Here is a 24,040-nt window from a genome sequence, read left to right as displayed (position 1 = left end):
CACCGGGCCGGGTCGCGCGCGATCGCCTCGCCCAGCGCCCGCCGGCTCTGCCCGGCGCCGATCGGGTCACCGATCCGCTCGAACAGCGTGGCCGCCTTGCGCGCCGCCCGCTCGGCCTCCCGCGGCCGGCCCATCGCCATCAGCGAACCGGCGAGACTGCGCGAGGCGAACGCCTCGGCGAAGACGCTCCCGCACGATCGGGCGACCGCCAGCGCGGCACGGCTGAACTTGACGGCCTCTGTGCTTTGGCCTCGTTCGCGCGAGACGAAGGCCAGAGACGTCAGCGCGATCGCCCGGGTGGCGTGCAGCCCGACCGCGTCCAGCTCTCTGACGGCGGTGCGCAGCTCCGCTTCCGCTTCGTCGAGTTGGCCGGTCAGGCTCAGCACGAACCCGATTTCCCGGCGGACGAGCGCGGTCCGCGCCGGGTCGGCGACCTCCTCCGCCAGGTCCCGAGCCGCGCGAAGGGAAGACAGGGACTCGTCGCGGGTCCCGATCTCGATCAGACAGCTGCCGAGCCCGTGCCGCATCGCCGCCTCACCGCGCCGGTCACCGGTCCGTCGGCACGCCTCAAGCGCGGGCTCGGTGACGCGACGCCAATCCATGTAGTAGGCGCGCAGGGCGAAGAAGTCGGTGCTGCACCCGGCCAGGCTGCGGGCCAGCCCGGCCAGGCCGGCCTCGGCACACGCCGACACCAGCACCCCCAACGACTCGCGCTCGGCCTCGAACCAGCCCACCGGCCGGCCAGTCGCCGTGGCTATGGCCGACCAATCCGCCATGGCCGCCGCGATTGTCTTGTCATCCAGGTGGTACGAATCGGCGGTCAGGTGGTCGCGTGCGAGCCGGCCGAGGGCCAACCAACCGCCCGCCACCCTGGCGAGCGCCGCCTCCCACTCGGCGTGGCCGATCGCGGCGTCCCGGCACTCCCGCGCGAACAGCCGCGTCACGTCGTGCAAGCGGTAGCGTGCCTGCCCGGCTTGGTCACGCCCGCACCCTTCGACGAGGCGGGCGTCGAGCAGTTCCTCCAATGCGGCGCGGCCCGTGGCCGGGTCGGTGTCCAGCAGGAGCGCCACCGGCCACGCGGCGAACGACGGCACGCCCAGCCCGCCGAGCAACCCAAACGCCCGCGCCGCCGACGGACTCAACCCACGGTAGGCAAGTTGCAAGCCCGGCCGCACCGCCAGGTCCCCATAGGACAGCTCGTCCAGCCTCCGGCGCTCGTTGGCGAGGCGTTCGGCGAATTCCGACACTGTCCAGTTTGGACGTGCGGCGAGCTTGGCCGCCGCGATCCGCACCGCGAGCGGCAACCCGCCGCAGGCGGCGACCACCTCGGCCGACGCGGTGTGCTGGGCCTTCACCCGGGGTCGGCCGACCACCCGGCACAGCAGTTCGATCGCCGCCGACGTGTCCAGCGGGCCGAGGTCGATGTTGACCGCTCCGGGCAGCCCGGTCAGCGGCAGCCGGCTGGTCACCAGCACGGCCGCCCTGCCCGCCGGAAGCAGTGCCTCCACCTGGCGGTGACCGGCCGCGTCGTCGAGCACCAGCAGGATCCGGCGGGCGGACAGCCGGGTCCGAAACAACGCAGCGCGAGCGTCCAATCCGGACGGCAGGGCCGAACCCTCCACGCCAAGCGCCCGCAGCATGTCCCCGAGCACCTCGCCCGGGTCGGCGGACACCTCGGCTCCGGCACGAAGCGCCACACAGAGTTGGCCATCCGGGAACCGTTCGGCGATCCGGTGACCCGCGTGCACGGCGAGTGCGGTCTTGCCGACGCCCGGTGGCCCGGACACCACAGCCAGCCGCGGCCCGTCGGTGAGCACACGCTCCAAGGTGGACAGTTCCTCATCGCGCCCGACGAAGTCGGGAAGGTCGGCCGGCAGTTGGCACGCGCCGATCGGGTCGGGCTCCCGCTCATCGCGACGGGCCTCCCAGATCAGCGCGCGACCGGCGGCGACGAACTCGGCCCGCTCGTCGCCCGTCAGCTCCAGCGCGGCGGCGAGCCGCTCCACCGTCTGCGGGCGCGGGCTGCGGCCACGACCACGCTCGATCTCGCCGATCGACCGTGAGCTGACACCGGCCCGTTCGGCGAGCGCCTCCTGGGTGAGCCGGCGTGCGAGCCGGTGACGTCGTAATAGCGCGGAAAACACGCAGTCCTCCCCATGGCGTGCCTCAAGAGCATACCGGGGGAGGACTGCGTCGTGTCAGCCGGCGGTGAGGTGAGCGAACACCATGGGGCGGCTGCTGACCGGGTACCACCAGTTCACCGTGTTCTCGTTGATGCCCCACCAGTGACCCAGGACGTTGCCCTGAGCGTCGGTGCGCAACACCATCGTGCCCTCGCCCAGCCCGTCGTATTCGGTGGTGCCGACGGCCCGGGTGTCGGGGTGGTTGAGGTAGGGCGAGCCCTGGTTCACGCTCGCCACGCCGTGCGGGTTGCTGGTGCTGTCGAGCACCTTGACCGCCCACTCCAGCGTGTTGGGGTCGCCGTCCTTGTCAACCGGGGTGCGGCTGATGAAGAACGCCGTGTGGCCGGTGGGATCGCCGTTGGCGCTGTTGCTCGACAGGTACTTGATGAAGATGAGGTCTCCCATCTCCAGCTCGGTCAGCTTGGTGCGCTTGGCGAAGTGGGGAACGGTTCCGGTGCTGACGCCGGTGTAGTACTCGGCCGAGGTGGGACTCTCGCTGCCGAAGTTGGTTTCGAAGAAGTCGTCCGTGGCCCAGGTGCTGCCGTAGGCGTGCTTGAGTGCCAGCGTGATCAAGGGCGCGCACTGTGCCTTGGCGGCATAGGTTGTCGGCTGTCCGGCCGTGCCCCACACCAGCGTGCTGTCGATGTCGGGGTGGCCGTTCTTGCCCGGATAGAAGTTGTGGGTCGCCTGCCCCGGCCAGCCCAGCGGGGCCAGTTGCGACATGACGGTGCGCGCGTGGCCATAGGCGTGCCAGTGGTAGGGAAGGTCGAACGCCGACGCCGGGGTGGCCGGCGCCAGCGCGAGGCCGACAGCGGTTGCGCCGGCGATAACCGTCGAAACCGCGGTGCGGTAGAGCGACATCAAGTCCTCCAGGTTCACGTGTGTGACTGGAATTCGACCACGCGATGCGCGCGCCACCCGACGCTTTCCCGACACTTGCCAGGCATAGACCCGACACGATACGTGTGATCAGCGTAACGCGTACGGCCGCCGTAACGGGAAAGCGACCGCGCCAGCGCCTCGTTCAACGCGTGCTCTGCGTCCGGGGTCGCCCCATCGGCCAGCCACGTAATGAATCCGTCCGGGCGGATCAGCACGGCGCCGTCCGGGCCCATCCCGTAGGTGTCGGCGCCGGCGAGCCGACACCTACCAAGATCCGCCGGAAACACCGTTAGCGGGGGTGGTGACAGCCCGGCCACCACCCCCGCCCGAGGTCAGCCCGAGACCGGCGTGCCGCTGGAGTACGCCAGCCGGAGCAGGTCTCCCGTGCGGTTGCCGACGTAGAACTCGCGGCCGAGCCCGGTACCAACACTTATTGTCCACATCGGAGTGTCCTTCTGCATGACGCGAAGGTCTTCAGTGACTGGGTGTCGATGGTGAACACGCCGCGCTCGGTGCTCGCGAAAAGCATGCCCGCCAGCGGGTCGAGCCCGGGCGAGCGCACCGGGCCGGGCATCTTGACGTCGGCCACGTGTCAGCCGCGCGACAGCGGTGGCTGGGCGAGCAGGCCGATTCTGCGCGCGATGCCGGCCGCCTCGCACCTGTTGGCCACGTCGAGCTTGCGCAGGATGCTGCTGATGTGAACGCTGACCGTCTTGGGGCTGATGTAAAGCTGTTGGCCGATCTGGCGGTTGGACCAGCCGGCCGTGATGCAGGCGAGCACCTCGCGTTCGCGTGGGGTCAGCCCGAACTGCGCCTCCGCGGACGGGCTCGGCGACGCCGCGAGGGCCGTCATCGGTACACGATGCAACCGGGCCAACGCCTGGATCTGTTGGTGCAGCGCGATGGCGCCCAAGCCAGTCGCGGTTTCCGCGGCCTCGACGAGCACGGTGCGAGCCAGCGCCGGATCGGCCCGCGACAGCAGGAGCGCTTCGGCCCACCGCCAACGGCAGTACGCCGCCTCATAGGGGCGCCCGAGCCGGTCCCAGCCGCACACGGACGCCTGCCAGGCGTCCCGGTGGCCGGTCGCCTCTGCCTGGCACTGGCGCGCGAATGCCTGCTGTTCCGGCAGTGGCGCCAACCGGGCGGTGTGCTGGAGCAGCTCGGCCACGATCTGCGGCTCGGTCTCGGCGCGCAGGCGCAACGCCAGCAGCTGCCCCGAGAGCGTCGCCTCGCCGGTGTCCACAATGGAGCTCCATACGTCGCGAAGCCGTTGCCGTGCAACGTCTGCCCGGCCCGCCCACAGCGCACGCTCCGCGTCGGCGAGGTGCCGGCAACGGGCCTCGGCCGGGCGCACAGGGATCGCCGCGGCGATCCCTGTAGGCGCGTGCGGCAACAGGCCCACCACATCGTGAGCCCGCATTGCCGCGATCTTTCCGATTATTCGGTACCCTGCCAGCCACGCCAGTTCGTCGGCCGAACGCTGGATCGCCTGCTGCGCAAGCGTTTGCGCGCGGTCCCAGTGGCCGAGCGCGAACTCGGCCTCGGCCGCGTTGGCAAGCAGCAGCCCGCCACGGCGGTCCACGTCGTCCGTGGCGCAGGCCAGCTCGTATCCCTCCAGGTTGACGGCGACCGCCTCGTCCAACCGTCCGGCCAGGCGCAGCCCGCAGCCCAGGTTGATGTAGGAAACCAGGACGGGGTCGGGGTCGGTCAGGCCGGCGCAGAGCGCGCGAGCCCGCCGCAGGTCGGCCAGCCCGGGTTCGACCTCGCCCGCCTTCACCGCCGTGATCCCCAGCGCGATGCGGCCCAGCGCCTCGGCGAGCCCGGAGCCCTCCGCAAGCGCTTGGGACACGGCCGAGCAGCCCAGCGCGCGGGCCTCGAAATGCCGTGACCACAGCATCGCGACCCGGGCCCGTCTCGCCATCGACAGAGCACTCACGCCGCTCATTGTCATCGGCTGCCCGGTGGCTGGAACCACGCATAGTAAGGAATCGGACATGAGCGACTAGGGAATCGCGGGCGGGGATCTGAGGAGCCGTGCCCGATGTGGCCACCCACGCCGCTGCCTAGCGTCGATGGCATCCAAACCCTGTCTCTCGGAAAGGAGAGAAAATGTCGCTAGCACAACGCATCGTGGGTGTGGCGGTCTCCGGCGTCTGCGCCGTGGCGGCGTTGGCCGCGCCCGCGTCGGCCCACACCGGCGATCCGCAGCCGACGGTGGAGCACTGCGACTTCACGTTCAAGTCGCTCAAAGCCATCGACCTTTGGGATGACGGCGACTCCGACTATGTGATCTTCCAGCTGAAGGGGAACAACTATCCCGGTGGCGGGTCGTCCATCCGGTTCTTCACGGGAACGGTGCACACGGCCGCGGCGTTCAACTATCCGGCGGCGAGGGCCACCATCATCGCGCGCAGCTTCAGCGTCAACGTCCTGCTCGACGAGCCCTGGCCGGCGTCCAATGTGGACGTGCCACCGGTGCAGCAGCTGTCGTGCGGCGGCGGCCTCACCGGCACCAACCGGACGCTGCGGTTCGACAACGGCGACGCGGAGTATGAGCTGACCTACGACCTGACCCCGCCACACTTCTAGGCCGTGGCCGGGTTCATGATCGACGGGAAAGAGGGATGAGGTGGGTGCGGAGGGCGGTGGGGGCTAGGCGGCCGAGGAAGCGGGGTGGGGCGGAGGCCGCGTTCGGGGAGTCGATGGTGAACGCTTGGGCGAGCCGCGAGGTGACCAGGGTGAGCTGACGCATGGCCAGCGCCGAGCCCAGGCAGACCCGTGGGCCTGCGCCGAACGGGAGGTAGGCGTTGCCCGGCGCGGGCCCGTCGAGCCATCGGCCCGGGTCGAACTGGTCCGGCCGCTGCCACCACCTCGGATCGCGGTGGATCAGGTACGAGTTCAGCAACACCTCGTCTCCCGGGCGCAGCGACCAGTTTCCGAGTGTGGTCGCGGTCCTCGCCGTGCGCGTCATCAGCCACGCCGGTGGATACAGCCGCAGCACCTCCTTGACGACAGCCTCGGCAAGCGGGAGCCGTGCCCTCGGTGGCGCGTCGCCCAGACTCGACGGGCCACCGGCCTCGTCGCGCAGGTCGGCGACAAGTCGCGGATGCGAGGCGAGTTCGCGGACGAGCGAGGCAAGTGCCGCAGCCGGTACCCCGTGCCCGCCCATCAGGATCCCGCGAAGTGTCGACATCACGGTGCCATCGGGCATCGCCGGATCGGCGTCGAGCAAAAACGCGAGCAGGTCGCCGGGCGGGGCGGGGGTTGGCCAAGCGCGCCGCCGCCGCACGATCGCGATCAGCGTGTCGAGTGTGTGCCGGTGGGCTCGGAAGAACCGGCGATGCCGGCGAAGCGGGAGCCACGCGGGAAACTGGTACGACGCCCGCGCGAACGGCTCGGTGGCGTCGATGCTGTCGGCCAGCAGCCCCGGGATGTCTGTCGCATCAGGACCGAAGCAGTAGTCGGCGACGGCATGCGCGGTGAACGTGAGCATCATGGTGAGCACGTCGATCTCGCGCCCGGCCGTGCCTCCCGCGATCCGGTCGAAGATCTCCATCGTGCGCTGGTCCGCGGCGGCCGCGGCGCAATGGTTGAGCCCCGGCCACACCGTGCGGCGTGCGGCCATCCACGCGCCGTCCTGGTCGGCGATTTTGTCCAGATCGGGCCGGCCTTCGAACGGCGCCAACTCGGTGATGAAGCTGCGGTTGGTGCGGGTGAGCGCGTCGTGTGCCAGCGCCGGGTCGATCACGAACACGGTCCGCTCGTCGAATGCGAACACGTCACCGTACTCGGAATGGCTGCGAAGCAGAAACCCGATCCTGTCGGCGTCGTATTCGGCGGTGTTGCCCATCAACCAGTGTCCTCGGGGACCAGGCGGCCGCCTGCCCTCCGCAGCGTCAGCCATCAGGCCCTCCTTGGGAACCACAGGATCCGCGGATGGGATCCTGTGGCATGGTTTGCGACCGCTCTAGTAGTCGTAGTTGTAGAACCAGTACGGGTAACGCCCGCTGACCCGTCTCCTGCCCATGAGGCGAGCCGCGACGTGCCTCACTATCCGTGCCATGCACACCCCCTAACGTCGGTTCAGTAAATATTCGTGATATCAGATGTATCGACCGGTGCGCAAGACTGTCGATGTGTGGCTTGCGCCGTCCTGTCGTGTGACAGGCCTGGCGAGGGGGCTGCTCCTGCAGCGGGCCAGCTATCTGGTGCCGACCGTGGCGGACGCGGGCGGCGAGATCGACCGTGGGTTTTAGCGTGAGCTGAAACCGTTGGCAGAGAAGCTAATCAATGACATGTTGCGAACGTGCGCCGCCCCAACCGATGTGACAGCGCCCGGTCGCCGCCGGATTGACCGTGAAGTCAATGCCGCGACACGCCGTCGAACATGGACGAGTTCATGATCCACCGGAAGGGGGAGGGGTGGGGTTTTGGGTTTTGGGTGGGGTTGCGATTCGGGTGGACGGGCGGTTGGTGCCGCTCGGGGCGCGCAAGCAGCGGACGCTTACGGCTCTCCTGCTGGCACGGGCCAACACGGTGGTGCCGCTGTCCGAGATTACCGAGGAGCTGTGGGTCGAGTCCCCGCCCAGGTCCGCGGCCGCGAACCTGCGGTCATACGCCGCGCGGTTCCGGGTGGTGTTGCCGCCTGCGCAGCGGGACCGGTTGGTGGCCCGGCCGCTGGGCTCTCTGCTCCGCGTCGAGCAGCGTCGGCCTCGCCGATCCGCCGCCGGCAGCCTGGGAGATGAGCTCGGTGTGCTCGCGCAGCCGGCGGATGACGCCGAAGGTGAGCAGCAGATTTAGTGTGGCCAATGCCCGACAAGCAGGACGGCGACCGCGACGAGACCCGACACCGTACCTCTCCTTTCCTTTTAGGTACCGGACCGTAGCCGCGATGGCGGTAGGTCGTGCATACATGTTCGTGTATCGCGTTATCGGCGAGCTCCGTACCGTCGGGCCAGATCCGTCTGCGGGGAGGTGAGAGAAATGGATCGGATGTTCGGCAGGATCAGTGATCTGATGCTCGGACTGTTGGTACCCAAGGCGACCGCGCGGGCGAGCACGATGAGCGGTTCCTTGCCGCGGCCGAGTCGGCCGCCACACAACTGCTGGTGTTGCGCGCCGACGCGCCCCCCATCCCACCGGTTCGCAGTTGGGGTCAACCCAGCGGCGTGTCGTGGGCCAGCGGTACTGCCGGAATCCTTGGCTTTCTCACCCGGCTCCGCGACCTCAGCCCGGCCGGCAGCGTCGCCAGCCCGTTGTGAGAACCGACCTGGATAACTTGTCCAATATAGATGATGGTGTGTGGCAATTCTCCGAAACGCCTGCGCGATGGCGGCGGCCTTTGTAGCGTCGAACGGGTGGGAGGATTATTGCCGTACCTGCCCAGGCTGTTGCGGATGGGAGCGACCGGATTGATCGGGGGAGTGGCGGTGGCACTGGCCATTCTGCCCGTTGTCCTGGTCACCGGGGTCACCGTCAGGGACAGTTCCGAAGCGTTCATCGACATGCCGATCAAACTGTCCGAACCAGAGGTTGGACAGACAAGCTACGTGTACGCGGCCGACGGGCAAACCCTGCTGACCATGTTCTACGAGGAACACCGGCGCTATCTGAAGCTGGCCGAGATGCCGTCTGAGCTGCCGCAAGCGGTCGTCGCCGCCGAGGACAACCGGTTCTACGACCACCACGGCGTCGACGTGCAGGGCGTTGCCCGCGCCTTCGTCGCCAACCAGCACGCCGGTGGCGTCGCGCAGGGTGCCTCCACGCTGACGATGCAGTATGTGCGCATGGCGCTGCGTGACGGGGCCAGGACACCCAGCGAGGTTGTCGCGGCGACCGAGCAGACCGCCCCCCGCAAGGTCCGCGAGGCACGCATCTCGATCGAGCTGGAGAAACGACTGTCCAAAGACGACATTCTGGAGCGGTACCTCAACCTCGCCTACTTCGGCCACCGGGCCTTCGGTGTGTTCGCCGCGGCCCAGATCTACTTCTCCAAGCAGCCCAAGGATCTGACCCTGGCCGAGATGGCCATGCTGGCCGGGCTCGTCAAGGCGCCGACCGACTTCGACCCGGCCAGCAACGATGCCGCGGCGGCCACGCAGCGGCGCAACTGGGTGCTCGACCAGATGACCCAACTGCACTACATCAGCCCGGCACAGGCGGCGAAGGCGAAGTCCGAACCGTTGGTGCTCAAGGTCTACAACCCGCCGAACGACTGCACAGCGGTGGCGCAGGCCATCAACAACTGGGGCTTCTTCTGCGACTATCTGAAAAACTGGTGGATACGCCAGCCCCAGTTCGGCGCCACTCCGCAGGAACGCCTGGATCAGCTGCGCCGGGGTGGGCACAGGATCGTCACGACCATCGACCCCGCGCTGCAGGAGATCGCGATCGACGAGGTCTTCGCCCAGCAGAGCGCCAAAAGCCCGTTCGCCCACGGGCTTGTCGCGGTCGAACCCGGTACCGGATATGTCAAAGCCATGGCCATCAACCGCGTCTTCTCGGTCAACCAGAGCGCCAACGGCCGCCACACCGACCCGGCCAAGGCCTCGGCCATGCCCGGCAACTACCCCAACACGGTCAATGCCCTGCTCGGCGGCGGCGACATGCCCGGATATCAGGCCGGATCGACCTTCAAACTCTTCACCATGCTCGCGGCGCTCGAAGCCGGAATGCCTTTGGAGACAAGCTTCGACGCCCCTAAGCAGTTTGTGTCCAGCTATCCCGGCAAACCGGGGGAGCCAAGCACGTGCGGCGACAAGTGGTGCCCGGTCAACGCCAGCGACGCGATGACCGGCATGCACAACATGTGGTCCGGGTTCGGCATGTCGGTCAACACCTACTGGGTGCAGCTGCAACAGGCGGTCGGCGCGCAAAACGCGGTGAAGATGGCCGAACGCCTCGGGCTACAGTGGCGCTCCGAGACCGACAAGGCGCTGGCCTCCAGCCCGCGGCGGGCCGCGCAATGGGGCTCGTTCACCCTGGGCACCGCCGACACCACGCCGCTGGAGATGGCCAACGCCATCGCCACGGTCGCCGCTGACGGCGTCTACTGCGAGCCCAGCCCGGTCGTCTCGGTCGACCGTGCCGACGGCGCACCGATCGTGGAGGTCGGCAAACCCCGGTGCCACCAAGCGATCCCCGTCCAGGTTGCCCGAGCCGCCACCGACGCCGCCCGCTGCGTGACCGGCTACCGTGCTGTGGGCGGTGAATGCGGTACCTGGTCGACGGCGCAATGGATGGCCGGGGCCGTGGGCCGCCCGGTCGCGGGCAAGACCGGCACGACCGACGACACCAGGACGGCCTGGTTCGTGGGCTACACGCCGCAGCTCGCCGCCGCGGGCTTCATCGCCGACCCGGACAACCCGTTCAACGCCGTCGGCGCCGGCAACGCCCAAAACCCCGCCCAGTCGGTCGCCGGCCTGCTCCGCGACGGGCTCGCAGGACAACCCGTCGCCGAGTTCACCTATCCGTGAGAATCCATGCTCGGGCAAGGCCGCCGGGTCGCGGTCGCGCAGCTCGGGCCAAAGGACCTCGATCGGAATCGGGACGTTCCAGGTGTCGAAACGCGCGGCGATAACATCGCGAGCGGTCCGGCCAATCCGTCCACGGAAACCTTGAGGTCAATGCGCGGTTTATGAGCGGTTGCCAATCTGTGGGGATCGGACGTTGCCCCGCAAAGTATTGGCTGTGATCAGCGAGATGGGATGCCAAGGAGCGCACCAACATCGTGCGCCGGGTGGCTCGGTGTGCCGGGCCGGCGGAGGTGTTCACGTTCACCGCGGGCACGGCGCGGGGCCCGGGGCGCACTGGGCCCGCGGCATCCATCGCATATCCGACTCGGGCGATTTCTGCGCTCGGCTTGGCCGGGGCCGGTGCCTGCCGCATTCTGATCACGTAACCACCGCGACCCAGGGGAGCGCCATGCGGCCGGAAGGGGTTTATCCACGTCGTGAGCTTGACTTGAAGCTTAACGGCGCGTTGACCCGACGGTTGACGATGCTGGTGGCCGCGGCGGGGTATGGCAAGTCGACGTTGCTGGCGGCGTGGGTCGCGGCGGCGGGTGGGCGGCTGCATAGGCTGGGCAGCCCGGATCGGGACCTGCCGCGCCTGGTGGCGGCCGTCGCCGAGGCGACCGTGCCCGACCAGGCGAAGGCGCTCGCGGCCGCGGCGATCGGGCCCAACGGCGAACGCGATGACCCGAAGCTTGCCGGGCACATCGCCGGCATGATCACGGACTTGCTCACCCAACGGCTGCGCCGCGACGTGGTCCTCGCGCTCGACGATGTCGAGGCGATCGCGGACGCGCCGGCCTCGGTGCGTTTCATCGAATCGCTGGTGCGCACGGCTCCGCGCCGGCTGCATGTGGTGCTCGCCGGGCGCGAGACGCTGCCGTTTTCGACCGCCCGCCTGACCGACCTGCTTACCTTCGACGCCACCGATCTGGCGCTGACCCCCGACGAGACCGAGACGTGGCTGCGGGTCGCGCTCGGTGAGGCGGCCGCATCGCTTGCGCCGCAACTGCACGCCGCGTGCAGCGGATGGCCGGTGGCACTGCGCGCCGCCATCGACGTGCTCTCCCGCACCGAACCGTCCTTGTGGGGCATGCGCTGCGCCGAACTGGCCGACTCGCTCGCCTCACCACAGGAACTGGTGCGCGAGGCCGTTGCCGCGCTGCCGCCACCGACCCGGCAACTGCTGCGGGCCGCGGTGATCCTGCCGGTGCTCACCGACGATTTGGCGGCCGCGTTCGGCGCGCAGCCGGGCACACTGTCGCGATTGCACTCGCGAGGCCTGTTTTTGGAAACCACTTTTTCCGGGTACCGCCTGACGCCGTTGACCCGTCGGGTATTGGCTCAGGATTTTCCCGTCGGCAGGCTCGCCGCCTATGCCATCGCCGAGACGGCCGCGCAGTGGTATCTGGCCGGTGGCGAACCGGCCCGCTCGCTGCGCACCGCGATCGACGCCGACCATCTGGACCTGATGGATCGGCTCGTCCGCGAGCACGGCTCCGTGCTCGTCGCCCACCCCGAGGATCTGCTCCTGGCCCTGGACCGGCTGCCCGGGCAACTGCGGGAGAGTCCCGAGAGGATGGTGCTCGCGGGCTTCGCCCAACACCAGCGCGGCGACTGGACCCGCGCCCGCGAGTTGCTGCAGCAAGCCTCGCAAGGCACGGCCTTCGACGCCGACATGGCCTGGCGGCTGGCCCAGATCGACTACCTGCGCGGAGATCTCGACTCGGCACACGACATGTGCTTGCGCGGCATGGAGCATGGCAGCCCACCGGCCGCGGCCGCGATCTGCGCCGCGACGGCCGCGTCCGTCCGCTGGGCGCGTGGCGACCGCGAAGGCTGCGCCGAGCTGGCCGATCAGGCGCTGGAGCAGGCCGAGGCCACCGGCGACTCACGCGCGCTGTCGATGGCCCACACCGCACTGGCCATGCTGGCCGCCTTCGACGGCGATCGCCGTGCCAACGACGCCCACTACACCCGGGCGATCGAGCACGCCGAGCGGTCGGGCGACGTGGCCCAGCAGATGCGGCTGCGATCCAACCGGGGGGTGCATTTCCTCAAGGAGGGCGCCTACGAGCAGGCGCTCGCCGAGTTCGACGCCGGCGAGCGACACGCCTCGACGCGTGACCTCGCGCCCATAGCCGCGCTCATCAAGAGCAATCGCGCCGAGGTGCTGATCCGGTTGGGCCGCCTCGAAGAAGCGGCGGTTGACGCGGGCGCAGCGGTAGCGAGCTGGGAACTGCTCGGGTCCCGCCTGATCGGCTACGGCCTCAACCGCCTCGCGCAGATTCAAGCGCTGCGCGGCGACCGGGCCGCCGCCCAGGCGAGCTACCGGCGGGCCATCACGGCGGCCGAGGCCGTCGGTGAGGTGCAGAGCCGGGCGACCGCGCTGGCGGGCTTGGCCGAGCTGCTCGCCGTCGACGATCCGCAGGAGGCGCAGACGGTCGTCGAGCAGATGAGCTACCGCAGCGGCACCGCTGCGGTGAAGACGCGGCTGGCCGCCACGCGGGTCGCCCTCGCCGCCGGCCACTTGGACGAGGCCCGGTCCCTGCTGGCCGAGACCGCCGTCGAGGTCGAGCAGCGCCGCGATCGGGTCGGTGCGGCGGCGGTCGCCGAGCTGCGCGCCCGGCTGGAGTCCGATGTGGACGCCGCCGACGAGGCCGTGCGGCTGTGGGCCGAACTGCGCGACCCGATCGGGCTGGCGCGAGCCGAGTTGGTGCGCGCAAGACTCGGCGATGCCGCAACCGCCGCCAACGTCGCCGAAGACGTTGCCAAGCGCATGCGCGACATCGGCTGCCGCTCGCTCGACGCCGACATCGCAGCCTTGCGCGGCTCCGCGGAAACGCACGGCGTCGTCACCGTCCAGGCGCTGGGCCCATTTCGCTTGGTGCGCAACGCAGTGGCCGTGTCCCGCAGCGACTGGCAGTCGCGCAAGGCCCGCGACCTGTTGAAGATCCTGCTCACCCGGCAGGGCCGGCTGCTGCCGCGCGAGCAGGCGGCCGAGCTGCTGTGGCCCGACTCGGAGGGCACCGAGGCGACCGCGACGGCGTTGAAGCGGCTCAACGTGATGGTGTCGACCCTGCGGGCGGTGCTCGACCCCGAGCGCGCGTTCCCGGCCGCGCACTATCTGATCTCCGAGGACGGTGGGCTGCGCCTCAACCCGGCCACCGTGCGCTCCGATGTGGACGGTTTCCTCGCGCTCGCGGCCGAGGCGCACCGCAGCGGCACGGTCGACCGGTGGCGCGCGGTGGAGGCGGCATACACCGGTGAGTTCTGCGCCGAGGATCCCTACGCCGACTGGGCGGCGCCCATGCGCGACCAAGTCAGACTTGCCTACATGCAGGCGGCGTCCAAGGTGGCCGACGCCGAGTCGGAAAGCGGACACTTCGAGCAGGCGGCCCGGCTCTGGCTCCGGCTGCTCGAACTCGACCCGTACCACGAACCGGCGCACCTGGCGTTGGTGCAGGTCATGGAGCGGGCCGGGTGGCGCGCGGAGGCCCGGCGGCGCTATCACGCCTACCTCGACGTCATGCGCCAGCTCAACCTGGAACCGTCGGCGTACCCCGGCTGAGTCGGTCACCTGAACCTGACCTGAACCTGGACCGGCGATGCTGCTCACGTGATCGGCAAAGCACTGCACATCGACGTACTCGGGCCGTTACACGTGACGCTCGCGGGATGGCCCACGGTCGTCGACGGCACCAAGCCGCGCGCCCTGCTGACGATCCTCGCCCTGCACCAAGGGCGGATGGTCCCCGCGAGCGCGCTGACCGCGCTGCTCTGGGGAGACGATCCGCCGCGCACCGCCCGCAAAGCGTTGCAGACACACGTCTCCACGCTGCGGCGCGTGCTCGGCGACGGCGTCGTGGTGACCATGGGAGAGGGCTGGGCGCTGCGCGCCGGTTCCACCGACGTGGCCCGGTTCTGCCGCGCCGCCGAGCTGGGCCGGGAACACGCGTGTGCGGGTGATCCCGCGGCGGCGGTGTCGTGTTTCGACGAGGCGCTCGCGTTGTGGCGCGGCGACCCGGAGCTGTGCCGCACGGACCGTTCCCGCTCCGAGGCGGCCCGGTGGATCGAGCAACACCAGACACTGGTCGAGGACCGGCTGGAGGCCCTGCTGCACAGCGGCCACGCGGGCGAGGTCATCGGCGAGCTTGAGGCGGCGGTCGGCGCGGCCCCACTGCGCGAACGGCGCTGGGCCCTGCTGTGCCACGCGTTGTATCTAGCCTGCCGACAAGCGGAAGCGCTGGCCGCCTACCAGCGCGCCCGCACGACCCTGGCCCGCGAACTGGGCGTCGAGCCGGGGCCGGAACTGCGCCGGATGCAGGCGGCCATCCTGGCGCACGATCCGATGCTCGATACCGTCCAAATTAGACATCACCCGGAAGACGGAGCGACTCTCGCCCTGATCGCGAAGCTGCGCCAGGACATCCTCCGCCTTGAGCAAATTCTGACCACGCAAGGAGTCGTGCACCGGTGAGTGAGCTTTCCATCCCCGGCTATGACGGGTTCCGGCTGCTGGGCCGGGGCGGTTTCTCGGCCGTCTACGAGGCGCGCCAGGTGGAGTATGACCGCCAGGTCGCCGTCAAGGTGCTCGACATCGGCATCAATGACGAGACGGTGCGCCGGCGCGTGCAACGCGAGCGGGCGGCGACCGGGCGGCTGACCGGCCACCCGCACATCGTCACCATCCTGGACTCCGGGTTCCTCGCCGACGGCAGGCCGTTTCTCACGATGGCGCTGTGTCCGGGCGGCTCGCTGGCCGATCGCGTCGCGCGGGAGGGGCCGCTGCCCATCGCGGACGTGCTGCGCATCGGCGTGAAAATCGCGGGTGCGCTGGAGACCGCGCACCGCAACGAGATCACACATCGCGACGTCAAGCCGGAGAACATCCTCCTGACCGCCTACGGCGAGCCGGCCCTGGCCGACTTCGGCATCTCCACGGTCGTCGACCAGCGGTCGCTGACCCGCAACACGCAGGCCTACACGCCCAACCACGCCCCGCCCGAGGTGCTGCGCGGCGAGCCCGCGAGCGTCCGCTCCGACGTCTACAACCTCGGGTCGACGCTCTATCAGCTGCTCGCCGGCCATCCGCCCTTTGCACTCTCCGGCTCCGCGGGCCTTGCGGTTTTTGTCGATCGGGTGCTGAACCAGGAAGCCCCGCCGCCACGCGACGATCTGCCGGAATCGTTGCCGGCGTTGTTGCGCCGGGCGATGGCAAAGGATCCCGCGTCGCGATTCGCAACGGCGGCCGAGCTTGGCACGGCACTGCAACAGATCCAGCGCGAGCTGGGCCAGCCGGTCGACGAGCTTCCGCTGATCGCGCCGACCGCGGCGTCGGCTGCGGCGGGCGCCACGGCCGCCCCGCACGCCGACGCCACGATCCTTCCGCCTCAGCCGACGCGAGGCGTGTTCGTGGGCGGGGCCGACGGCATGACGTTCCTGCCGCCGAAGCCCGATGGCGGTAGCACGCCACCACCCGCAGGTGACGCGACAGTCCTGCCGCCCCGCCCCGGCATGACGTCTGCCGCCTCGCCACCGGTCGGCGAGGCCACGATGATGGGCGACCGTGTGGGGGCGCCTACTGCGCCGCCGGCGTCCAAAGTGGAGCGGCCTGAACGGGGGCGGTGGCCCGTGCTCGCCGCAGCGGTCGTGTGCGCCGTGCTGCTGGTCAGCGGCGGCACCTACGCCGCAGTGCAATATCTGGGCGACGATCGCGGCGGTTCGGGGGCCGCCGTTCCAGACGTGTCCGAAGAACCCAAGCAATCGGGCGGCACCGACACGGCCGGTCCCGTCCCATCGCCCACCACGACCCCCTCACCCACGCGAAGCCCCGGCCCGTCCGTCGAGCCGACCGGACCGGCGGTCGCGTCGCTCAACGTGTCGCATGTGCAGTGCCAGAACCGGTCTCACAACGGCTGGCTGGGAGAGGTGACGGTCAAGTGGCGCCTGGCCCGCGCCGACAACGTGCAGCTGTTAGGGCCCGACGCGCACAGCTCGCTCGGCGGCTTCCACGGCGACTCGGGCGAGGAGACCTTCGAGATGCCGTGTGTGCCGGGGCAATCGTTCCTCGTGCGGGCGGTGCCACAGAAGCAGTCGAGCGCCGGCACGCGCAAGGACTACAACGGCAAGTGGCCCGACGGCGCCCGGCTGGTGACCTTCTCGGTGCACAAGTACGTCTGCACGGGCTCCTCCGGCCAGCTTGAGGTCGAGTGGACCACCGACAACGCCGATGAGGTGAGGCTGTTCCTCAACGGCACGCAGCAGTTCACCGGCATTCCCAACGGGCCAAGCGAGACTGTTCACGTTCAGGTCAACTGCAGCAACGGTCAGGAGTACTTCATCAGGGGCGTCGCCTACAAAGGCGGCAAGGCCGGCGGCTCACGCCAGGTCAACATCAGGTGGCCATGACGATGGACCTGCTGCTGACGGCCGTCGACACGACGGCCGCCGAATACGACCTGATGCTCACGGCCGACCCGGAATCGACCGGCCATGAGGTGATCGTGGCGATTCATCATGTGGTACCCGCCGCAGCGCGCGGTCAACGGGTATTCGTCGAGCGGACCCGGGCCGAGCTGCTGCCCGACCGGCCGATCGGCGACGCCGGATTGCGGCTCGGCGACCGGCTGCTGCTGACCGGGCCGGTCGCCCCACCGTGGCTGGCACCGGGGCCCACCGGCGCAAAACCGGCGTTCGAGGTGCTGATCGTCGGCGGGCCGCAAGCCGGGCGGCGGCTGCCGTTGGCGGCGGGAAGCGCGCTCTACGCCGGCCGTGATCCCGGCTGCCAGCTCACCCTCGACGACAGCCAGGTGAGCCGGCGCCACCTGCACATCGGCGCGGGTTCGCGACAGGTGAGCCTGACGGACCTCGGCTCAAGCAACGGCACTTTCGTCGACGGCGTGAAGATTTCCGGCACCGTCGACGTCCGCCCGGGACAGGTGATCGCGCTCGGCAACACCCTGCTCACGGTCGAAAAGGCGCGCACGTCGGGCGGCAGCGGCACCGCAGTGTCCTATGCGGACGGCCGGTTGGCTTTCGCGCGGCCACCGCGCATTCAAAGGCCCACGCCCGCAACGGCTTTCAAGCTTCCCGCACCGCCGCCCGTGCCGCCGCCTCGCCGGATCCCGCTCATGGCGTCACTGTTGCCGGTCGTGCTCGGCGGCGTGATGGCCGTGCTGCTCGGGCCGATCATGCTGCTGTTCGCGTTGATGGGACCGGTCATGCTGGCCGGCTCGGTCTGGGAGGACAAGCGCTCCGGCCGCCGCGACCACAAGCTGGCGCGTCAGAAGTTCGCCTCCGAAATGGACAGTCTCAGCGAGCGGATCGCCGCCGCCCACGCCGAGCTGCTCGCCGCGCGCCGAGCCGCCGCGCCCAACCCGGCGCAGCTGGCCGAACGGGTCACCGGCCACCGACCCGAGCTGTGGGAGCGCCGATCCACCGACCGCGACTTCGCCACCGTCCGGATCGGAACGTCCGATCTGCCCAGTCATCTGCGCCTCGACGGCGACCCGAAAGAGCTCGCCACCACCGAGGCCGAACGGGTGGAAGCGGTGATGAAGGCCTACGCGACCGATCCGGATGTGCCGGTGGACGTGGACCTGCGTGCCATCGGCGTGCTTGGTGTCGCGGGCACCGGCCCGGAGCGGGACGCCCTGCTGCGCTGGCTCGTCATGCAGCACGCGGTGCTCGCCAGCCCGCGCGAGCTGGCCATCGTCGTGCTGGCCCCGCCGGGTTCGGGCGATGCCTGGGCCTGGACCCGCTGGCTGCCGCACACCGAAACGCTTCTGGCCGGGGTGCCCGGCGCGCGCACGGTCGCCTACGACGGCGAAGACGCGCGAGCGGTGTTGCAGATCGTCGATGACCTGATGCAGCAACGGCGCATCGCACTCGAACGTGGCACAGGGCACGACGGTTTCTGGTACCCGAACATATTGGTGTTGATTCCCGGAGACCTTCCAGTGCCACGCTCCGCGCTGTCGCGGGTGCTGGCGGACGGCCCCAGCCTCGGCATCATGGCGGTCACCGGGGCGGCCACACCCGAGACGTTGCCGGGGGAGTGCCGTGCGGTGGTGAAAACGGGCGGCGGCAAGGAAACGACGGTCACGCTGACGTCCAATGGCGACACGGTCCCCGGCATTGTCGTGGATGGAGTGTCGCTGCCACTGGCGACCGACGTCGCGCGGCAGCTGGCGCCGATGCGGGACAGCTCGGCGCAGACCGCCGGCGGCGAGGTGCCGCGGCGTGCACTCCTGCTCGACCTGCTGGAGCTGCCTTCACCCGATGCGGCGGGTGTCGCTCGGCGGTGGGAAGCCTTGGGGAGCAACGGGCTGGGAGCGCCGATAGGCGTGGGGCCGAGCGGTCCAATCACGATAGACCTGCGCCGCGACGGACCGCACGGGCTCACCGCGGGCACCACGGGAGCAGGCAAGTCGGAACTGTTGCAGAGCATGATCGGAGCGCTGGCCGCCACCTATCCGGCAAGCCGGCTGACGTTCGTGCTCGTGGACTACAAGGGCGGGGCGGCCTTCAAGGACTGCGTCGGGCTTCCGCACACCGTCGGCTTTTTCACCGACCTCGATGCGCATTTGGCCAAGCGCGCGCTCGTCTCGCTCAACGCGGAACTGCGCCGCCGCGAGGAGATCCTGCGCGAGCACGCCGTCAAGGACCTCATCGAGCTGGAGCGGCGGCATCCCGCACACGCGCCGGCCAACCTGTTCATCGTCATCGACGAGTTCGCGTTCCTGAAGAAGGAGCTGCCGGAGTTCGTGGCGGGAGTCATCGACATCGCGCAGCGCGGGCGGTCGCTGGGGGTGCACCTGATGCTCGCGACGCAACGCCCGGCAGGGGTCATCGACGACAACATTCGCGCCAACACCAATCTGCGCATCGCGTTGCGGGTTGCGGATGAGGGCGACAGCAACGATGTGCTCGACCGGCCGGACGCGGCGCGGATTCCCAAGAGCCTGCCGGGGCGCGGCCATGTCCGGGTAGGACACGGTGAGATCAGCCTGGTGCAGAGCGCGTATGCGAATGCGCGCAGCTCCCAAGGACCGCAACGGATTGCGGCTTCCGCCAGGCTCGCGCCGGCCGGATCGGGGCTGCGCTCGCATAGCGGCGGCGGTACGTCCTCAGGCGACGACGGGCACGACGATCGGCCGACCGATCTGCAGCGGTTGGTGTCCGCGATTCGGGATGCACATGTTGCGCGCGGCGTTCCCGAGCAACCGCGGCCGTGGCTTGACTCGCTGGGCGGGTGCTATGCATTGGACAGCCTCGCTGGGGGCGACGACCCGTTTGCCGTGCCGTTGGGGCTGGCCGACCTTCCGGCGCGCCAGACGCAACAGCCGTGGCTGCTGGACGTGACGGAGCGCGGGCACCTGCTCGTTTATGGCACCGCCGGAGCGGGCAAGACCCAGGCACTGCGCACGCTCGCCGCCGGTCTTGCGAATCGCCTCGACCCCGCTGACGTGCACCTCTACGGGCTCGACTTCGCCAGCGGCGGGCTCCGGTCGCTGGAGGCGCTGCCGCACTGCGGTGGCGTGGCCGGCGCCGACGAGCCGGAACGGGTCGACCGCCTGTTCACGATGCTCGGTCGCGTCATCGCCGAACGCAAGCAGCTCCTTGGCGCCGGCGGGTTCTCTTCGATCAGGGAGTACCGGCGCAAAGCCCGGCTGCCGTATATGGTCGTGTTGCTTGACGGTTACGGGGCCTTCCACCAGACCTACATCAACGTCGATCGGGGTGAGCTGGTCGACACGCTGGCCCGTCAGGTGGCCGACGGCCGGGCGGCGGGCGTGCTGTTCGCCGTCACCGCCGACCGGCGTAATGCCATACCGTCCACTTTGTCCGGTGCAATCTCGACCCGGCTCGTGCTGCGCATGGCGGACGCCGACGAATACGCCTCGCTCGGGTTGCCGATGGCGATCGCCCAGGCCGAAATCCCACCCGGGCGCGGCTTCATCGACGGCGACGAGGTGCAGATCGCCGTGCTCGGCTCGGATGCGTCAGGTGCGGCTCAAGCGGCTGCCGTCGCTTCGCTCGCGATTGCGTGTGGGAGAGACGGCCCACTGCCGACACCGGTGACCGTGCTGCCCGCGCAGGTCTCGCTCGCGGAGCTCGACGCGTCTCCGGCCGGCCCGCTCACCGTCGCACTTGGACTGTCCGGCATCGACCAGGCGGCGTCGTTTGTGGACCTCGGAGACACGCCGGTGTTCGCGGTCTTCGGCCCGGACCGGTCTGGCCGCAGCACGGCGTTGGCCACGCTTTGCGCCGGAATCCGCGGCCAGATCCCCGACATCGAGGCGTATCTGCTTGCCCCTCGGCGCAGCGTCCTCGTCGACTCTCCACACTGGACCGAGGCTGCGCTGACGGTCGACGCGTGTGATGCCCTTGCGCAGCAACTCAATGCGCTGCTGCGCGAGCGCACCGGCGACCGGCCGTGGCTCGTGGTCATCGACGACGGCGATGAGCTGGCCGACCTCGGCTCGCTGGCCAACCTGGTGCGTCGCGGCCGCGACGCGCGCATGATCCTGCTCGCGGCGGTGCAGACCCACGTCGCACACCGGGCGTTCGGCGGCTGGATCACCGATCTGCGCAAGAGCAAGCATGGCATGCTGTTGCGGCCGGAGATCGACCTGGACGGCGAGCTGTTCGGCCAGCGCCTCCCGCTGAAGGCCAGTCGGCGCTTCCCGCCGGGGCGAGCCTACGTCATGCGCCGCGGCGACATCGACTACGTGCAGGTCGCGCAGATCACCAGCGGGCCGGCTTGAGTAACGAGTACTCAACCGGCCCGGCTGAGGTCCGCTTCAGGTCATGGTGCAAGGGAAGTGCAACCGGATCGCACGCGCGAGGTCCTAACTTTTGGGCTGCATCTGTTGGCAAGCCGGAAGGAACCTCGATGTTCAGACACATCATGACCGCTGCAACCTTGACCGTCGGGACGACCGTCGCCGTTCTCGCCGCGTCGTCGCTACCGGTGGCGGCACACGATCTCAACCGCAGCCTTGACTACTTCGGTATCCGCGCGACCGGCGCGATCTCCCAGGGCCACACCCGGATCGAAAACTGCGACAAGAACAACGATGGCTACGGGACACGGACCAGGTACGTCATGAATGACGGCCGCGAAGACTACGTCGGCGACCCGAACGGCACCGGGGCGGGCTGCGGCTCGGAGACGACGCCACCCGGAAAGACCGTCATCTCGTTCAAGATTTGCTTCCGGCCGGTCGGTCCGGACGAGTACTGCACCGTATGGATCTCGGCCTGACCGGAGCATGTCAGGCGTGGGGCTGGAAACGCCGGCCCCACGCCGCTATCGGCCCTGCAAAAGCGTGACCGGGACGCTGTCGTCACGCAGGATCGCCTGCTGCAGCCGGCGCAGCTCCGGCCCTGGCACCAGACCCAACTCTTCGACCAGGATTCGCGCCGTACGCCGGTAGGCAGCGAGCGCGTCGGCGCGGCGCCCGCCCCGGTAGAGCGCCACCATCAGCTGCGCCGTGAACCGCTCCCGAAGCGGATGGGCGCAGGCCAGGTCGAACAATTCGGCGATCACTTCGCTGTGCCGGCCGAGCGCCAGGCGCACATCGACCCGCAGTTCCAAGGCTGCCAGCCGGTGTTCGGCCAGTCGGACCGCCGCCGGTTGAAGCGGGCTCACCTCTGACATGTCGGCAAACGGGGTGCCCCGCCAAAGCGCGAGCGCCTTGTCCAGCGCCGTCAAGCAGCGCATGTTTTCACCGGCGGCCATGGCTCGCCGCCCCTGCTCGGTCAGTGAGACGAATCGGTGTGCGTCCAGCTCTCCGGGCCGCACGCCGATCTGGTATCCAGGCTGGCAAAACTGGATGCGCTCGCCCGCGACAGCTCCCATCGCCCTGCGCAGCCGGTGGATATAGACATGAAGAGATTTCAATGCACTGGGTACCGGGTCGGCACCCCACATCGCGTCGACGAGCCGCTGCGGGGAAACGACGGTGTTGCAGTGGGCCAGCAGCGTGGCGAGTGCCGCCCGCTGCTTCATCGACCCGATGACCAGGTCATCGCCGTCGACACCCACCCGTAGCGGGCCAAGTATGCGGAACTGCATGCCACCGCCTCCTCCTGGCCCCACCAGGATTGCCGATCCTCCTATATGAGCGTTTATTCAATTGGTATACGCCCATGCCGATAGATCGCGGGTCGGGTGCGGGAACACGGCCGGTTCTCAAGCGGCTTCTTCCGCAGGAGGCTGCCGATCAACCAGGGCAGCGAAGAGTGCCGCCGACAATGCGAGTGATGCCGACGTCAGCAGCAAAGCGAGCAGTATGTGAATTGAACCGGCAGTACCAAGAGAAGGGCCTGCGACAGAGGAAATCAATGCGCCGCCGCCAATGGACATTGCTGCGGGGCAACGGCAAACCCGCCAGCATCTTGCGTAACCGGCCGATCTCGATCTGCCCTGATTGAGTCCGTCGTACATTGCGCCATTGCCACGCCGATGCGCCGGGACCAGCGTCAGATCCATTTAGCGAGGAGACCTTCTCAGTCGATGCTGCTCACGGCCTTTCGGTGTCCACGAAGACCGCTGAGCCGGCAGCGCGGTGACTCACCTACAAGAACCCGGCACGCAACCTCCAAAGACATTCACCGTTGGAACTGTAAGAGTGCTTATGGCACTCACCTGGCTTTAAGGAGGTCACTATGTTGACAACGCGGCGCGTGCTGAGCTGGACCGGCACAGTACTGGCCACGGCGGCGATGGCGGTCGCCGTCCAGGCCGCGCCCGCCCAGGCAGATGGCACGGTCACGTGCCCCAACGGCCATGAGGTCGCCACCTACAGCCCCGGCCTGACCCTGACCCTGCGCAACGTTGCCGTGCACGCTGAAGGAACCATCGGCGCCTGCGTCGACGTTTCTGGCGATAGCCCGGCGCGGGCCAATGGCGAGATATCGTTCAGCGGCAACGGTCAACTGTCCTGCGTGGCTGGCAACGCCTCGGGCACCGGCCGGGTCAACTGGAACCCGTCCGGCATCCCCACCACCCACTTTACCTGGACCGGAGCGGTCGGCCTGCGGCCAGGCGGCTACGCGGTGCTGGTCCTGACCGGCACGGTCACCAGCAACGACTTCCAAGGGCAGACGTTGCAGATGGAATTCGTCTTGAGCACCACCGCCGAGCAGTCAGCGCAATGCACCACGACAGACGGTATGGAAAGCAACTCCGGCGTCTTGGCCCTGTTCACCATCGTCTGATGAACCGAGACGGCACCGATCGCTGAAATGTTCACCGCACCTGAACGGACCACAGTCGTCGGCGCTACGACAGCAGGGCGAGGAGCTTTTCGGCGCGATCCGTGCCCGGCTGGTGGCCCGTGGCGGCGTGCGATCGCGCGGCCAGCCGCGCGCTGTGCCGGGCGGCGGCGACGTCGCCGATCCGGCACTCTGCCACGGCGCGGGCGGCGAGCGCTTGGCCTTCGAGCACCCGAT

The 24,040-nt window shown here is 69.3% G+C and carries 15 protein-coding genes; 9 read left to right on the top strand and 6 right to left on the bottom strand.

All coding sequences use genetic code 11. From position 1 onward, the window contains the following. The 4 genes from DM816_RS25580 to DM816_RS25565 all read right to left on the bottom strand — a co-directional run. Positions 1–2,144: ATP-binding protein (locus DM816_RS25580; RefSeq protein WP_117212948.1), on the bottom strand; the 2,144-nt coding region annotated here is incomplete at its 3' end. Between the two features lie 54 nt (positions 2,145–2,198). Further along, positions 2,199–3,062, bottom strand: coding sequence for a hypothetical protein (locus DM816_RS25575; RefSeq protein ID WP_117212947.1), 864 nt, complete (start codon positions 3,060–3,062; stop codon positions 2,199–2,201). Further along, positions 3,059–3,298, bottom strand: coding sequence for an aromatic-ring hydroxylase C-terminal domain-containing protein (locus tag DM816_RS45910; RefSeq protein ID WP_117212946.1), 240 nt, complete (start codon positions 3,296–3,298; stop codon positions 3,059–3,061). Before DM816_RS45910 ends, DM816_RS25575 begins: the two co-directional genes overlap by 4 nt. Positions 3,299–3,657: 359 nt before the next feature. Continuing rightward, positions 3,658–5,001 (bottom strand): response regulator transcription factor, encoded by a 1,344-nt coding sequence (locus tag DM816_RS25565; protein WP_162907831.1) that lies wholly within the window; start codon positions 4,999–5,001, stop codon positions 3,658–3,660. A gap of 173 nt (positions 5,002–5,174) precedes the next feature. Between DM816_RS25565 and DM816_RS25560 the strand changes: the two genes are divergently transcribed. Continuing rightward, positions 5,175–5,654 carry a hypothetical protein gene (locus tag DM816_RS25560; RefSeq protein ID WP_117212944.1) on the top strand — a complete coding sequence of 160 codons (480 nt, stop codon included), beginning with the start codon at positions 5,175–5,177 and terminating at the stop codon, positions 5,652–5,654. Between the two features lie 13 nt (positions 5,655–5,667). On the opposite strand, the gene DM816_RS25555 is transcribed toward DM816_RS25560, so the two are convergent. Beyond that, the gene (locus tag DM816_RS25555; protein ID WP_162907830.1) at positions 5,668–6,969 is read right to left on the bottom strand and encodes a cytochrome P450; all 1,302 of its coding nucleotides are present in this window, start codon (positions 6,967–6,969) and stop codon (positions 5,668–5,670) included. 518 nt (positions 6,970–7,487) lie between these two features. Here DM816_RS25555 and DM816_RS25550 point away from each other — a divergent pair. From DM816_RS25550 to DM816_RS25520, 7 genes are all read left to right on the top strand, one after another. After that, positions 7,488–7,865 carry an AfsR/SARP family transcriptional regulator gene (locus tag DM816_RS25550; RefSeq protein WP_162907829.1) on the top strand — a complete coding sequence of 126 codons (378 nt, stop codon included), beginning with the start codon at positions 7,488–7,490 and terminating at the stop codon, positions 7,863–7,865. Positions 7,866–8,422: 557 nt separating this feature from the next. Continuing rightward, entirely contained in the window at positions 8,423–10,540 is a 2,118-nt protein-coding gene (locus tag DM816_RS25545; RefSeq protein WP_342768757.1) for a transglycosylase domain-containing protein, read from the top strand. A 505-nt stretch (positions 10,541–11,045) separates the two neighbouring features. Then, positions 11,046–14,147: an AfsR/SARP family transcriptional regulator gene (locus tag DM816_RS25540; protein WP_211588850.1), complete on the top strand. Its 3,102-nt coding sequence runs from the start codon at positions 11,046–11,048 to the stop codon at positions 14,145–14,147. Between the two features lie 48 nt (positions 14,148–14,195). After that, complete coding sequence (locus tag DM816_RS25535) at positions 14,196–15,056, top strand: AfsR/SARP family transcriptional regulator (protein ID WP_211588849.1); 861 nt, start codon at positions 14,196–14,198, stop codon at positions 15,054–15,056. Continuing rightward, on the top strand, positions 15,053–16,987 hold the full coding sequence (locus DM816_RS25530) for a serine/threonine-protein kinase (RefSeq protein WP_117212939.1): 1,935 nt from the start codon (positions 15,053–15,055) through the stop codon (positions 16,985–16,987). Before DM816_RS25535 ends, DM816_RS25530 begins: the two co-directional genes overlap by 4 nt. Continuing rightward, positions 16,984–21,348 (top strand): type VII secretion EssC family protein, encoded by a 4,365-nt coding sequence (locus DM816_RS25525; RefSeq protein ID WP_162907827.1) that lies wholly within the window; start codon positions 16,984–16,986, stop codon positions 21,346–21,348. Before DM816_RS25530 ends, DM816_RS25525 begins: the two co-directional genes overlap by 4 nt. A 128-nt stretch (positions 21,349–21,476) precedes the next feature. Further along, the gene (locus DM816_RS25520) at positions 21,477–21,848 is read left to right on the top strand and encodes a hypothetical protein (protein ID WP_117212937.1); all 372 of its coding nucleotides are present in this window, start codon (positions 21,477–21,479) and stop codon (positions 21,846–21,848) included. 45 nt (positions 21,849–21,893) lie between these two features. Here the strand turns inward: DM816_RS25520 and DM816_RS25515 are convergent, their stop codons facing one another. After that, the gene (locus tag DM816_RS25515; RefSeq protein ID WP_117212936.1) at positions 21,894–22,661 is read right to left on the bottom strand and encodes an AfsR/SARP family transcriptional regulator; all 768 of its coding nucleotides are present in this window, start codon (positions 22,659–22,661) and stop codon (positions 21,894–21,896) included. 593 nt (positions 22,662–23,254) lie between these two features. Here DM816_RS25515 and DM816_RS25505 point away from each other — a divergent pair. Beyond that, entirely contained in the window at positions 23,255–23,806 is a 552-nt protein-coding gene (locus DM816_RS25505; RefSeq protein ID WP_117212935.1) for a hypothetical protein, read from the top strand. Positions 23,807–24,040: the final 234 nt, after the last annotated feature.

This window comes from Allorhizocola rhizosphaerae, assembly GCF_003426775.1.
GTDB classification, from domain to species: Bacteria; Actinomycetota; Actinomycetes; order Mycobacteriales; family Micromonosporaceae; genus Allorhizocola; species Allorhizocola rhizosphaerae.
The sequence above is the reverse complement of the archived record's forward strand: the minus strand, read 5'-3'. Positions and strand labels throughout refer to the sequence as shown.

Excerpts from the sequence above, each read along its gene's own strand:
- DM816_RS45910 (WP_117212946.1), bottom strand. The coding sequence starts at position 3,298 with ATGGGCCCGGACGGCGCCGTGCTGATCCGCCCGGACGGATTCATTACG.
- DM816_RS25560 (WP_117212944.1), top strand. The coding sequence starts at position 5,175 with ATGTCGCTAGCACAACGCATCGTGGGTGTGGCGGTCTCCGGCGTCTGC.
- DM816_RS25555 (WP_162907830.1), bottom strand. The coding sequence starts at position 6,969 with ATGGCTGACGCTGCGGAGGGCAGGCGGCCGCCTGGTCCCCGAGGACAC.
- DM816_RS25525 (WP_162907827.1), top strand. The coding sequence starts at position 16,984 with ATGACGATGGACCTGCTGCTGACGGCCGTCGACACGACGGCCGCCGAA.
- DM816_RS25520 (WP_117212937.1), top strand. The coding sequence starts at position 21,477 with ATGTTCAGACACATCATGACCGCTGCAACCTTGACCGTCGGGACGACC.
- DM816_RS25515 (WP_117212936.1), bottom strand. The coding sequence starts at position 22,661 with ATGCAGTTCCGCATACTTGGCCCGCTACGGGTGGGTGTCGACGGCGAT.
- DM816_RS25505 (WP_117212935.1), top strand. The coding sequence starts at position 23,255 with ATGTTGACAACGCGGCGCGTGCTGAGCTGGACCGGCACAGTACTGGCC.